At 57.3% G+C, this 12,531-nt stretch carries 13 protein-coding genes and 1 tRNA gene; 10 read left to right on the top strand and 4 right to left on the bottom strand.

Going from position 1 to position 12,531, the window contains the following annotated elements; all coding sequences use genetic code 11:
* Window positions 1–241: 241 nt before the first annotated feature.
* Window positions 242–901, top strand: a complete 660-nt coding sequence (locus GSQ94_RS17360; RefSeq protein WP_158945114.1) for a PEP-CTERM sorting domain-containing protein — start codon at window positions 242–244, stop codon at window positions 899–901.
* A gap of 636 nt (window positions 902–1,537) precedes the next feature.
* Here the strand turns inward: GSQ94_RS17360 and GSQ94_RS17355 are convergent.
* The 3 genes from GSQ94_RS17355 to GSQ94_RS17345 form a co-directional block, all read right to left on the bottom strand.
* Window positions 1,538–1,614: transfer RNA gene (locus GSQ94_RS17355), tRNA-Arg, on the bottom strand.
* Window positions 1,615–1,677: 63 nt separating this feature from the next.
* Entirely contained in the window at window positions 1,678–1,944 is a 267-nt protein-coding gene (locus tag GSQ94_RS17350; protein ID WP_158945113.1) for a hypothetical protein, read from the bottom strand.
* A 75-nt stretch (window positions 1,945–2,019) separates the two neighbouring features.
* Window positions 2,020–2,502 (bottom strand): TlpA disulfide reductase family protein, encoded by a 483-nt coding sequence (locus GSQ94_RS17345; RefSeq protein ID WP_254063947.1) that lies wholly within the window; start codon window positions 2,500–2,502, stop codon window positions 2,020–2,022.
* Between the two features lie 30 nt (window positions 2,503–2,532).
* Between GSQ94_RS17345 and GSQ94_RS17340 the strand changes: the two genes are divergently transcribed.
* Genes GSQ94_RS17340 through truB form a run of 5 tightly spaced genes read left to right on the top strand, consistent with a single transcriptional unit; the run spans window position 2,533 to window position 6,041 of the window.
* The gene (locus tag GSQ94_RS17340; RefSeq protein ID WP_158945112.1) at window positions 2,533–3,624 is read left to right on the top strand and encodes a glycosyltransferase family 2 protein; all 1,092 of its coding nucleotides are present in this window, start codon (window positions 2,533–2,535) and stop codon (window positions 3,622–3,624) included.
* 55 nt (window positions 3,625–3,679) lie between these two features.
* A complete protein-coding gene (locus tag GSQ94_RS17335) occupies window positions 3,680–4,090 on the top strand; it encodes a 6-carboxytetrahydropterin synthase (RefSeq protein WP_158945111.1) in 411 nt (136 codons plus the stop codon).
* A complete protein-coding gene (locus tag GSQ94_RS17330; protein WP_158945110.1) occupies window positions 4,087–4,515 on the top strand; it encodes a 6-carboxytetrahydropterin synthase in 429 nt (142 codons plus the stop codon). Before GSQ94_RS17335 ends, GSQ94_RS17330 begins: the two co-directional genes overlap by 4 nt.
* 13 nt (window positions 4,516–4,528) lie before the next feature.
* The gene (gene folE, locus GSQ94_RS17325) at window positions 4,529–5,149 is read left to right on the top strand and encodes a GTP cyclohydrolase I FolE (protein WP_158945109.1); all 621 of its coding nucleotides are present in this window, start codon (window positions 4,529–4,531) and stop codon (window positions 5,147–5,149) included.
* A gap of 19 nt (window positions 5,150–5,168) precedes the next feature.
* A complete protein-coding gene (truB, locus tag GSQ94_RS17320; protein WP_158945108.1) occupies window positions 5,169–6,041 on the top strand; it encodes a tRNA pseudouridine(55) synthase TruB in 873 nt (290 codons plus the stop codon).
* Between the two features lie 3 nt (window positions 6,042–6,044).
* Here the strand turns inward: truB and GSQ94_RS17315 are convergent, their stop codons facing one another.
* Entirely contained in the window at window positions 6,045–6,770 is a 726-nt protein-coding gene (locus GSQ94_RS17315) for an arylesterase (protein WP_371417550.1), read from the bottom strand.
* Window positions 6,771–6,847: 77 nt separating this feature from the next.
* Between GSQ94_RS17315 and GSQ94_RS17310 the strand changes: the two genes are divergently transcribed.
* The 4 genes from GSQ94_RS17310 to GSQ94_RS17295 all read left to right on the top strand — a co-directional run bounded on the left by GSQ94_RS17310 (window position 6,848) and on the right by GSQ94_RS17295 (window position 12,444).
* On the top strand, window positions 6,848–7,570 hold the full coding sequence (locus tag GSQ94_RS17310) for an ABC transporter ATP-binding protein (protein WP_158945252.1): 723 nt from the start codon (window positions 6,848–6,850) through the stop codon (window positions 7,568–7,570).
* Window positions 7,570–10,152, top strand: coding sequence for an ABC transporter permease (locus tag GSQ94_RS17305; RefSeq protein ID WP_158945106.1), 2,583 nt, complete (start codon window positions 7,570–7,572; stop codon window positions 10,150–10,152). The genes GSQ94_RS17310 and GSQ94_RS17305 overlap by 1 nt, the downstream gene beginning before the upstream one ends.
* A gap of 73 nt (window positions 10,153–10,225) precedes the next feature.
* A complete protein-coding gene (gene galK, locus GSQ94_RS17300) occupies window positions 10,226–11,401 on the top strand; it encodes a galactokinase (protein WP_158945105.1) in 1,176 nt (391 codons plus the stop codon).
* On the top strand, window positions 11,398–12,444 hold the full coding sequence (locus tag GSQ94_RS17295) for a UDP-glucose--hexose-1-phosphate uridylyltransferase (protein WP_158945104.1): 1,047 nt from the start codon (window positions 11,398–11,400) through the stop codon (window positions 12,442–12,444). Before galK ends, GSQ94_RS17295 begins: the two co-directional genes overlap by 4 nt.
* Window positions 12,445–12,531 lie beyond the last annotated feature (87 nt).

The raw sequence follows: 12,531 nt of genomic DNA, 5'->3' as shown, positions 1-12,531 counted from the left end.
AGCAAGCAGTAGCGCCCCGCTGATCTCTTCAGCGGGGCGTTTTTTGCTTCTCGCTTTACGTTGCATCATGGCTGCACGCTCAAATTAACCAAGAAAAGATAGACTCGAAGTCTTGTCGCAGGATTATGATTGCTGACAGTCTTTTAACCGTTCGACCGCTTATTCCACTGTGCTGAGTCGATCCCAGCCGGGAGTAAACGCAGGATAGTTTGCAATCAGTCAGGCCATCTCGGAGGAGTTTATGCGCTTTCCTGTGGCACTATTAATCACCGCTTTCATCGTTGGATCTTCCTCGCTCGCTCACGCTGATACCGTATCGTTTATTGTCACGGAAGATGCAACCGGCTCCTATGGCAGCCAGACATTTACCAACGCGCCTTTGACGCTCACTCTTTCGTACAGCCCAGAGCAACTTAGCCAGGCCATTCTATTTGGATACTACGGTCCAAACGATTTCTCGTTTTTTCAGACTCCAAACACCAGCACTGTCAGTATCCAGGGGATAGGGAGTTTTGCTGTGGACCTCGGGGTTGACTCCATTTACGAAGGAGCACAGGTTTACGAGGATGACGACAATGGAGATCTTGGGCTACCGTTCACCCTTACGATTCCCGACTTCCAGCACTCGGTAGGGCCAGTCACTCAAACAGTTGGTTATACAAATCCTGACGATAGCTGCTATCCAAACATAAACACGGCGTGCCCGCCCTACTTTGCCACGACCTCGGGAAGCGACCCGCTCATCGAAAATGCCCCCATCTACGTTACCTCGTTGGGTGGTACGTGGACGCAAGAGATGATCGTCACATCCTCAACCCCGGAGCCTTCTTCGTTTGTCTTGCTGGGGACCGGCATCCTCGGGATGATAGGTCTGTTACGCCGCAAATCCCTCTCCATCTAATTGTCTTTATAGAGCACGAAAGCTCTTTAAAAATTGCATTTAAGCTGCAAGTTATTCTTCTGAGCCAATAAGCTCCTCGCTGATCTACTCAGCCAGGCGCTTATTAAGCAGAGGATGGTGCGGCTGAAACTCTGATATGGTCTCTGAGATTATGCGGAATAACTGACTGATCAGTGCGTTCTTGAGATTTTTGGATCACATAGAGATAAAATCAACTTAGTGTCGGGTGGCAGACAGATTCGGTTGGCTGTTATGTCTAAGTTCAATCGTCATGAAGCTGAATATGACGTTCAAACGTTCCCCGTACGATTATCTGAGGATTACTGCCTTCGACTCTGATAGGGATCCTCGCTTGGATTCGTATGTATCTATCCACCTCAACCACGAATCATTTGTTCGCTCTGTAAAGTCTGCTGAGATCCAGCAGTTGCATCTAGAGGCTGTTTTAGACGCCTCAAAGTTGGCCTGGAATGAGCCCGGAACGGTGACAATTTGCGAAGGTATTGAAATGACATCCGACCAATGCTCGCACTTGCGCTTTAGCAAGATGGTGCAGATGGTTCTGCCCAAAAGGCTACTCATGCTTGGTGTGTGGGGGGGTAGTGCTCTTCTGGTCTGCTCTATGTCTCTAATTGATGGTGCGCCCGGAGAGATTCGAACTCCCGACCCTTTGGTTCGAAGCCAAATGCTCTATCCAGCTGAGCTACGGGCGCGCAATACAGGAAGTGAACTACAAGAGCACTCCAAAACTACCGGAGAAACCAGCTCCAAGGCAACTAGCTTGCCGTAGCGGGCTCCGGCGGCGGCAGCGGGGGAGCGAACATCGGCATCGTTTCAACGATATCGAGCCCTGCGCGACGCAGCAGCTGGTGAATCACCGCTTCGGTCAGGCGTGTAGCGTCGTACTCTATCCGAACCGTCTTCTTCGCCTCGTCCAGCGCCATGTGGCGGACACCGTAGACCTCACGCACCTTTGCCATCGCCATCACAGACGCCTCAGTCGGCGAAACCCCATAACGGTAGAGAACATCAAGCTGTGTCATAGCTTCGATCATACCAGCGAGTCATCTGGTCGTCTCGTCTAAGGACGGAAAGCCTGATCAAAGGCGGAGTCCGCCTTACATCCTCGCTAGAAAGCTGGTGATCTCAGGACTGGTCCAAACCTGCGCTCCGATGAACTTTCTCCGCAGCACGCCCTGCTTGTCGATGATGTAAGTCTCGGGAATCTGCACCGTTCCGTAGAGCGCATTCACCTTCTGATCTTCGTCACGTACCGTTAGCAGGTTGACGTGATGGTCCACCAGAAAGCGCTGATAGACGTCTGGATCGGTATCCATGCTTACGGCGACGATCGCGAGGTCCGGCATCTGCTTCTGCAGCGCCAGCAGGCTGGGCAACTCCTCGATGCATGGCGCGCACCAGGTCGCCCACAGGTTCAACACGACAACCCGACCGCGCAGCTTGCTCAGATCCACGGTTCGGGTCCCGTCCCCCATCACGAACTGAGGCGCGGGCTTATCGATATTACCCGGATGGCTGCCCCGATCGCAGCCAGTCACCAGCATCAGCCCCGCCACTACACTAGCCAACAATCTACGCACAGGTCGCTCCACTTCCTATAATACGAAGTCGTGAGCAATACTGACCCCCAACTGGATCCAAAATCTGCAGAAACAGCCGACCTCGAACTCTCGGTCATCATCCCGGCCCGCAACGAGCAACGCTCGCTGCCGACCTGCCTGGCATCGCTTCTTAGCCAGTCCGAGCCCGGATTTCTCCTTGGCCAGCAATGGGAGCTGATCATCGTCAATGACGACTCGACGGACGATACGCGCCGCATTGCAGCCGAAGCAGCCGCGACTCACGAAGGGGTTGTGCTCCTCGATGCTCCCAAACTCGACCTCAGCAGCAACGGGGGATTCACCGGCAAGAACAATGCATGCTGGGCCGGCGTTCAGGCTGCACGCGGTAGATTCTTTCTCTTCACAGATGCGGATACGACTCACGAGACCAACGACATCTCCCGTTCTCTCCGCGAAGCCGATCGCCACCATGCGGCGATGCTCTCTTACTCGCCGCGACAGGTCGTGACAGGCTTCTGGCAACACGCTGTCATGCCGTTGGTCTTCTCCGAGCTCGCTTCGGTGTATCCCTCGAAGCTCGTGAATGACCCCGTCCAGCGCCTGGCCGCCGCCAACGGCCAGTTTCTCCTCGTTGAACGCGAAGCGTACTTCGCAGTAGGCGGCCATCGCGCCGTCGGCAAGAACGTGCTTGAAGATGTAGCCCTCGCTGAAAACTTGAAACACGGCTCCCACGCAATCCGCTTCCGCTACGCCCCGGAGGCCGTCTCCACCCGCATGTATTGGACGACTTCGGAGATGACTGAGGGCTGGACCAAAAACTTCGCCCTCCTCTTTCCTAAACCCGTTGCCCTGGCACTCTGGCGGGTCCTCGATCTCCTTCTCTTCTTTGGCCTGCCCGTAGCGGCATTCGGACTTTACTGGCTGCAACCCTGGCAGAGAAACGTTATCCTTCTCATCTGGGTTCGAACTCTATGGCGTTTTTACTCCCGTGTCGCCCGGTCGAACTTCCCGGCTCTCGACGTAGCAGTCTCCATCCTGGGCGTTCCTCTCTTTATCTATCTGCTTCTGCGGAGTGTCGTTCACTACCGCTTCAAAAAAAACGTAACCTGGAAGGGACGTAACTACAACACTGCCGCCTAGTTACTCAGGTTTGCATCTGCCCGTCCCCTAAATACGTCTAATCACAGGAATAACGATGATCTTTCTCACCCGCAAAGCCGAATTCTCCTCCGCTCACTTCTACTGGAACGATGCATGGTCACCAGAGGAGAATCAGCGCGTCTTTGGCAAGTGTGCCAATCGCAACGGCCATGGACATAATTACACTTTGGAAGTCACAGTCACCGGATCCGTTGACCCCACCTCCGGCTTTGTCGTCGATCTCAAAGAGCTGAAGGAGATTCTTGAGCGGGAGGTCATCAGCGTCTACGATCACCGCCACCTGAATCTTGAGGTTCCCGAGTTCAAAGCGGCCATCCCGACGACAGAGAATATCGCCATCGCCATCTGGCAGCGACTGGACAACAAAATCCCTCATGCAAAGCTGCACCGTGTTCGCGTCTACGAGATGCCTGACCTCTTCGCGGACTACTATGGTGAGCGATGAAAGCGCATCTCAACCGCCGCTACCACTTCAGCGCGTCCCATCGCCTCCACACCGAAGCCTACGATGCGGCACGGAACTATGCGGTCTTCGGTAAATGCAACAACCCCCACGGCCACGGCCACAACTACGTGGTGCAGGTGACCGTAAGCGGACAGGTGGACCCGTCCACGGGAATGGTTTGCAATCTCGCGGATCTGGACTCCTTCGCGCAAATAAATCTTATGGCGCGCTTCGATCATATGAACCTGAACACTTTGGACTGCTTTGCAGATACGGTCTCCACGACAGAGAATTTAACTACCGAGATCTACCGCATCTTCCAAAGCTTCCCTGCCGCTCATCTGGAGCGGGTTCATGTGGAAGAGACCAGTAACAACTCGTTCGACTACGCTGGCGAAGGTACGACACCGCCCGGCAGGATTTAAAAGAAAGGCCACTATGCCACGCAACTCGGGCACGATCGAAGTACCGCCTGAAGCTCCTCAGCTCGATAGCGTCTCAACCCAGGACCTTTACCGCGAGCTCCTTCTCCGCATCGGCGAAGACCCCACACGAGACGGCCTCCTCCGTACCCCCGAGCGTATGGAAAAATCCATGGCGTTCCTCACGCGCGGCTACACCATGAACATCACGGAGGTCCTCCACGACGCTCTCTTTGACGTGGACTACGACGAGATGGTCATCGTGAAAGACATCGAGTTCTTCTCGCAATGCGAGCATCATCTCCTCCCCTTCTTCGGCAAGGCCCACATCGCTTACGTCCCTAACGGCAAGGTCATCGGACTCAGCAAAATTCCGCGTCTGGTCGATGTCTTCGCCCGCAGGCTCCAGGTACAGGAGCGGCTGACCCGGCAGATCGGCGATGCCATCACCGACGCCATCCATCCGCAGGGTGTCGCCGTCATTCTCGAAGCACAGCATCTTTGCATGATGATGCGCGGCGTCGAGAAGCAGCATTCCTCCACGGTCACCTCCGCGATGCTCGGCGTCTTCAAAACGCAGCTTCAGACTCGGAATGAGTTCCTTTCGCTGGTACGACGTCAGGGAAGCGCTTACTAGCAGCTAAACTGGAGACTGCATGAACGGTCTCCTTGTACTCGATAAGCCCTCCGGCATCACCTCGCACGACGTCGTCGCCATCGTCCGCCGAGCCACTGGCGAAAAATCCATCGGGCACCTTGGAACTCTTGATCCCATGGCCACCGGTGTGCTGCCACTCCTGCTCGGCAAATACACACGGCTGGCGCAGTTCTTCGGACACGCAGACAAGCACTACACCGGTCACATCCGCTTCGGATTCGCAACCGACAGCTTCGACGCAGACGGAACTGCTATGGCTGAAGCTCGCCCTCTTGCTCATACGCTCGAGGAGCTGCGTGCGATGAGCCGGGAGTTTCACGGAGAGCTGGATCAGGTTCCGCCTATCTTCTCCGCGAAGAAGATCAATGGCGTCGCCGCGCATAAGCTCGCGCGAGCCGGGGCGGAGGTCGCCGTAAAACCTGCCCGCATCACCATCCATAACTTTGAACTGACCTCGCTCGAAGGCGACACCGCATCCTTTGTGATGTCTGTCTCGGCGGGCGGTTATGTGCGCTCTGTCGCGCATGAGCTGGGCCAGCTGGCAGGTTGCGGAGCCCATCTCTCCAGCCTTCGACGAACACGAGCCGGAGCCTTCACTCTCGACCATTCGATCACCGTCGAGCAGCTCAAGGCCTCCTCAGTCAGAGAGCTGGAAGCGCTTCTGCCTCATCCGCGCACGCTTCTCCCGGAGATGCCCTCGGTCACAGTGGACGAACAGATGGCTGGCAGGTTGAGGAACGGAATGCAGGTAAATCTACCTGATTTCTCGCAGGCTCCTTTGGTCAAGGTCTTTACGAGTCCAACGGATCTGCTTGCCATCGGCCGCCGCATCGCCGGCACTCTCATGCAACCGATCGTCGTACTTGGCTGAACGCTATCGCTTGAGCAGAGGAGTCACAAGTGGAAGGACATTCTTCGCCACTACCTTGTTTCCTTCGTTGGTGGCATGTGTCCGATCTGTCTGCATCATGCCATCTACCCCGAAGACGCCCTTGAGCAGAAACGGCAAAATCGGTACGTGGTACTTAGCAGCTAGCATCGCATAGGTGTGGGTGAACTGCTTGATGTAGTCCGGGCCGTAGTCGGGCGGCAGCGTGATTCCCGCGAGAACGACCTTGGTTCCACTGGCCTTCAGTGTGCCAACAATCTTGTCCAGGTTTGTGCGTGAATCTTCAATGCGCAGGCCACGCAGACCGTCATTTCCGCCGAACTCGACCACCACCACCGACGGCTTCAGCGCGAGCACCGTGTCCAGGCGGTCAACGCCGTCCTTGGTGGTATTACCGCTGATGCCTTCATTGACCACGCGGTAGTTATATCCTTCCGCGTTCAGATCCGTCTGAAGATAGTCGGGATAGCTTTGCCCGAGATCGGTTCCGTAGCCCGCGGTAAGACTGTCGCCGAAACAAACGATGACGGGCCTCTTGTCGTTCGCCGCGGCCGGAGCGCCCTCGGGTGCTTCAGCAGGAGGCTCTCCCACGGAGGAAGGCTGACTCGAATCCGCCACTCCAGACTGTTTCGGTGTCTTGTCGGCACGGCAGCCACTCAGCGAAAGCGCCGCTACCAAGAAAGACAAGACCGCTAGAATAGCTACAGACACTGTTCTCCGCATCTTTACAAAGTATCAAAACCGTTGCCGAAGAAGGAGAATCCCCGAAGTTGACATCCTCCACTCCTATGATCGCCGTAGAAGGCCTTCGCAAATCGATCCGCAACGGGCCACGTACAGTCGATATCCTAAAAGGTCTGGACTTCACCATTCCGCGTAGACAGTTCGCTGCCATCATGGGTTCAAGCGGCAGCGGAAAGTCGACCCTCCTCGGGCTGTTGGCTGGGCTGGACACTCCAAGCGCCGGCAACGTCCACCTGAACGGAACCGCGATCAGCTATCTTCCGGAGGACAAGCTGGCGCAGGTTCGGGGGAAGACCATCGGATTCGTCTTCCAGTCGTACCAGTTGATCCCCACGCTCACCGCCCTCGAAAACGTTCTGCTGCCGCATGAATTGAACGCCGATGCGAAAGAGAACGGACTCGCCCGCGCACGCGATCTTCTTGCGAGCGTCGGATTGGGCGATCGTATGGATCACTATCCCGTCCAGTTATCCGGGGGCGAGCAGCAGCGAGTAGCACTCGCGCGTGCCTTCATTCTGCGCCCGCCCATCGTGCTGGCCGACGAGCCCACCGGCAATCTGGACACCACCAACGGCGCTCACGTGCTCGAGCTTCTGCTGAATCTGAATCGTACCGAGGGCACCACCCTCGTTCTCGTAACTCATGACCCGGTGCTGGCCACCTATGCCAACCGGCGGATCACGCTGCGCGATGGATTGATCATCGCCGACGAGATTAATCCAAGCCCCGCCGAATCCCCGCGCGAAGCCGCTCTGGCCGAGGGCTGATGGCCACTCTCTCCTATCGCTCCGCCGCCAAGATCGCAGCTCGCGAGATGCACTCCTCCCGCGGAAAGTTCTTCTTCGTCATTCTCTCGGTCGCGATCGGAGTTGCCGCGCTCACCGGAGTTCGTGGCTTCTCCTCTTCCTTCCGAAGCACGCTTCTCAATCGAGCACGCGCCATTATGGCTGCCGATCTCTCCGCAAGAATGTTCCAACAACCGACGCCCGATCAGCAGAAGGCACTCGACGAAATCGCGGCCACAGGAGTCGAGATCACTCCGGTCACTGAACTGCTCTCGATGGCCTCTTCTGCAAAGACCCTCGACCCTCTTCTCGTCTCGCTTAAGTCGGTCGATCCTGCAATGTATCCCTTCTACGGAACGGTCGAGCTCGCACCGGCTGCGCAGTTGAAGACCGTGTTAAATGCCAACACCGTCGCCGTAGCGGACGATCTGCTGGTGCGGCTAAATATTAAGGTCGGAGACCAGCTCAAGATCGGCACACAGCTCTTCCGTATCGCGTCGGTTGTGGTTAACGAACCCGATCGTCTCTCTGGAAGCTTCGCGGCGGGTCCTCGTGTGCTGATCTCACGAGAGGGGCTCGAAGCAAGCGGTCTTCTTGCCCCAGGAAGCCACGCCGGACAGCGTTATCTCTTCAAGGTGCCGAAGCCCGGCAACGGCGCGCCGATCTCTGACAAAGCCGTCGCCGACCTGAAGCTGCGTCTGGAAAAGCTCCTGCCAGAGGCACAAGTTATCGACTACAGGGAGACCAATCCCGCTCTCACGCAGGGTCTTGATCGAGCCACGAGCCTGCTCTCATTGATGAGCCTGGTGGCTCTCGTCCTCGGAGCCATCGGCGTCGCCATGGCCATGCGCGCCCACCTTCAGCAGCGGCTGGACACCATCGCCATCATGAAGTCCCTCGGCGCGCGCTCAGGACAGATCATCAAGATCTACCTCCTGCAGACTCTCCTGCTCGGCCTGGCCGGAGGGTTGCTCGGAGTAGCGCTTGGTGTCGGCGTTCAGCTTAGCTTTCCCCGTCTGCTGGAGAGGTTGATCCATGTCGATACCGAGCTACATCTGCAGCTACGCACCGTCATCACCGGACTAGCCGCAGGCCTGTTGACAACCCTCCTCTTCACCCTGCCGCCGCTGCTCGATATCCGTGGAGTTCGTCCCATCCTCATTCTTCGCAGAGCTGTTGAAGACAACGACGACCCATTTATTACAGCAGCGTGGCGCAAAATCACGAAGAACCTCGCCCAGGTTGCTGCTGCCGTCCTCATCCTTGCAGGGCTCGCCGCGATCGCGACGACACTTAGCGACTCGCTGGTGGTAGGCGAGGTCTTCTCGCTGGGTCTGGTAGCTGTTCTCGCTGTGCTGATGGTTACGTCTGTCGCAGTTCTTGCCGGACTCCGGTTTTTTCTCTCCAAGACCCGCCTTCATCTCCCCTCGTCGCTTCGCCACGGCCTCGCCAATCTCTATCGCCCCGGCAATCCTTCCGCTGCTCTGCTGGCAGCGCTGGGCTTGGGGGTCATGCAGATCATGACCGTCTATCTCGTGCAGCAGGCCGTCGTCTCGGAGCTTCACATCTCCGCTGCTCCCAACCTGCCGAACGTCTTCCTCATCGACATCACGAATGAAGAAGTAGGCGGTATCCGCACACTGTTGAAGTCGCAACCAAGCGTTACCGCTCCGCCCGAACTCCTTCCAGTCGTCTCATCGCGCATCGTTGAGATCGACGGCGTCCCCGCCAACCAGGCCAAGCTGAAAAACTTTCCCAAGCGGATGCTCCGCTCGATCAGCCTCACGTGGTCCGATGTCGCACCTCCGGGAACCAGAACGGTTGCGGGGAACTGGTGGTCCGCTGGTGAGAAGCGTCCATTCGTCGCGGTCGAAGAGCGCGAGGCAGACAGGCTCGGTGTCCACGTTGGCTCGCACATCACCTTCGCCGCTCAGGATACCCAGTTTGTCGCCACAGTAGCTGCTCTCACAAAGTCCGACGGGCAACATGCCTACTCGCGAGCGGAGTTTATCCTGCCGCAGCCTGCCTTGGCGGGTCTCCCGGTGGTCTGGTACGGAGGCGTCCATGCCGACCCGAATCATGTCGGAGACCTGCAACGCGCGCTCTATAACTCTTTCCCCACAGTGACCGTGATCAACGTCGCTCAGGCGCTGGAAACCGTGCGCTCGGTAGTCGTTCAGATCACCTACGTTATCCAGTTTCTGGCGGCGTTTTCAATCTTCGCCGGCATCGTCATCCTCGCCAGCTCGATCGCTGGAACCCGCTACCGCCGCATCCGCGAGGTGGTGGTTCTCAAGACATTAGGAGCCACGCGCGCCCGCATCGCCACCGTCTTCTCCATCGAATTTGCGGTCCTGGGGCTGGTTGCGGGATTGGTGGGCATCCTCTTCGCCAATATCATCGCCCGCGTACTGCTGACGCGCCTTACGGTTACCTACCATTTCCAATGGCTGTGGACCTTGGCGGCGCTTTTGGGAACAGCCGCACTCACTGTCGCCACCGGTTGGCTGGCAAGCCACCGTATTTTGGGGCGAAAGCCCTTGGAAGTTCTGCGCGAAGAATAATCTGATAACGACCGGGCACGTTCACGGTTGTAAGATGATTTCGTATACAACTTTGAAATGTGGGTCTTTTTGAATGAAGGGAAATAACGAAGAGGCGCTCCAGGTACATCGGCAGCGATTTGGTGAGCCAGGACGACGATTTGCCGCGCCGGCGCGCGTGAATCTGATCGGGGAACACACCGACTATACCGGCGGTCTGGTAATGCCTATGGCGATAGGATTCCAAACCGTCGCCATTATTAGTGGAAGGCAGGATGGGCGCGCTGTCTTTTACTCGGCGAACTACGAAGAGGAGATCTCCTTGGAACCGGGTCCGCTGCAGGTCGCTGCCGACGGGCGCTGGGCCGACTATCCTTCAGGTGTACTTTGGGCGCTGCAACAGGAGAACATCGCTGTCGGCGGCTTCAACATGACCCTTGCCGGGAACGTTCCTTTGGGAGCCGGCCTCAGCTCTTCTGCCTCCATCGAGGTTGCGACGGCGATGGCTCTGCTGGATCATGCCGGAGTCGCCATCCCACTTCAGAAGCTTGCAACTCTCTGCCGACGCGCCGAGAACGAATACGTCGGCGCCAAGAGCGGCATCATGGATCAGTTTGTCGTCGCTGGCGCCGTGGCGCATCGCGCGATGCTGCTTGACTGCCGTTCTCTCACCTTTGAGCTTCTGCCTCTCCCCGATCAGGTGCGGGTCGTCATCTGCAACTCAATGGTGAAGCACGCTGTCGCTACAGGCGAATATGGAGACCGAAGCGATGAAGTCGAGGCTGGGCAGGCAGTCCTTCAGCGCGAACTGCCAGGCGTAAAGCTGCTCCGCGATGCGACCCTCGCAGACCTTGAGTCCTGTAAGGATAAGATGTCCGCAGCAAGCTTTGCCCGATGTCGGCACATCATTACCGAAAACCAACGCGTGTTGGAGGCCCGAGAAGCCCTTCTGCATGACGATATGAAACAGTTTGGTGCCCTCATGGTCGAAGCCCACAAAAGTATGCGGGATGACTTTGCCGCGAGCTGCGAGGAGGTCGATAAACTGGTCGAGATCGCCATGCAGCAACCCGGCTGCTTTGGAGCCCGAATCACTGGTGGCGGCTTCGGCGGATGCACCGTCAACGTCGTACGCGCCGAGGCCGCGGAGCAGTTTGTTGCGAACGTAAGGAAGGACTACGCGGCAGTCACCGGCATCACGGCGGAGTGCTTCGTCAGCGCCCCCTCGGACGGCGCGCTGGCTATGGCAGAAAGCGACGGTGCGCGATGATTCCTTTGGCTCAGCAGAATCCTCATCGACGGTTCAATCCTCTGAAGCGCGAGTGGGTGTTGGTCTCTCCGCATCGAACTCAGCGACCGTGGCAGGGCCAGACAGAGACAAAGACAGCAGAGGTCGCACTGACCTACGATCCAACCTGCTATCTCTGTCCAGGCAATGTGCGTGCGGGCGGTGTAAAGACGGACAGATACACCAGCACCTATGTCTTTGAAAACGACTTCGCCGCACTGAAACCGGACGCCCCACACTTCTCAAGTGATGAAGGCAGCAAAGGGCTATTACTTGCCGAGGGTGAGAGTGGAATCTGCCGCGTGATCTGCTTCTCGCCGCGTCACGATCTCACGCTGGCGAAGATGTCTGTGCCCGAGATTCGAGCAGTCGTCGATGTGTGGACCGAGCAGTACGCCGAGTTGGGTGCGCGTGACGACATTCAATACGTGCAGATCTTCGAGAATCGCGGAGCGATGATGGGAGCCAGCAACCCGCACCCTCATGGCCAGCTCTGGGCCAGCCGATCGATTCCCGATGAAATTGCAGCAGAGTTGGCAGGTCAGCGCGAGTACCTCGCAAAGAATAAAACCGTTCTCCTCTGCGAGTACCAGAAGCTCGAGGAGTTGCTAGGGGAGCGTGTTGTAGCGCAAAACGCCAGCTTCCTCGCCGTGATTCCGTTCTGGGCAACTTGGCCCTTCGAAGTCATGGTTCTGCCGCGGCGTCACGTTGCAGACCTTCAGGCCTTCACGGAAGCGGAGCGGTCTGACTTCGCATCCATCCTGCATTTAGTCACCGCAACCTACGATCAGGTCTTCGATACGCCGTTCCCCTACTCCATGGGCCTGCATCCGGCCCCGTGCGATGGCGAAGAGCACCCCGAGTGGCAGTTTCATGCTCACTTCTATCCGCCTCTGCTGCGGTCGGCCACCATCCGAAAGTTCATGGTCGGATACGAGCTGCTCGGTTCGCCCCAGCGCGACATCACCCCAGAATCGGCAGCAGAGACGCTTCGACAGGCAAGTCTGAAAGTCACTGGTAGCTAAGCCCGAGCACTAGCTCTCCAGTCGTCTGTGACGGCCTCCTCTATAAACCTGATGAAAGGGCAAATCACAACGTGATCTGCCCTTTCA

Origin of the sequence: Granulicella sp. S190 (assembly GCF_009766095.1) — a bacterium.
In the GTDB taxonomy this organism is placed as follows: domain Bacteria; phylum Acidobacteriota; class Terriglobia; order Terriglobales; family Acidobacteriaceae; genus Edaphobacter.
This window is presented reverse-complemented; position numbering and strand designations above follow the sequence as displayed.

Bases quoted from the DNA above. Each gene is read 5' to 3' on its own strand.
- GSQ94_RS17305 (WP_158945106.1), top strand. From the start codon at position 7,570: ATGGCCACTCTCTCCTATCGCTCCGCCGCCAAGATCGCAGCTCGCGAG.
- GSQ94_RS17360 (WP_158945114.1), top strand. From the start codon at position 242: ATGCGCTTTCCTGTGGCACTATTAATCACCGCTTTCATCGTTGGATCT.
- folE (WP_158945109.1), top strand. From the start codon at position 4,529: ATGCCACGCAACTCGGGCACGATCGAAGTACCGCCTGAAGCTCCTCAG.
- galK (WP_158945105.1), top strand. From the start codon at position 10,226: ATGAAGGGAAATAACGAAGAGGCGCTCCAGGTACATCGGCAGCGATTT.
- GSQ94_RS17330 (WP_158945110.1), top strand. From the start codon at position 4,087: ATGAAAGCGCATCTCAACCGCCGCTACCACTTCAGCGCGTCCCATCGC.
- GSQ94_RS17335 (WP_158945111.1), top strand. From the start codon at position 3,680: ATGATCTTTCTCACCCGCAAAGCCGAATTCTCCTCCGCTCACTTCTAC.
- GSQ94_RS17295 (WP_158945104.1), top strand. From the start codon at position 11,398: ATGATTCCTTTGGCTCAGCAGAATCCTCATCGACGGTTCAATCCTCTG.
- GSQ94_RS17350 (WP_158945113.1), bottom strand. From the start codon at position 1,944: ATGACACAGCTTGATGTTCTCTACCGTTATGGGGTTTCGCCGACTGAG.
- truB (WP_158945108.1), top strand. From the start codon at position 5,169: ATGAACGGTCTCCTTGTACTCGATAAGCCCTCCGGCATCACCTCGCAC.
- GSQ94_RS17310 (WP_158945252.1), top strand. From the start codon at position 6,848: ATGATCGCCGTAGAAGGCCTTCGCAAATCGATCCGCAACGGGCCACGT.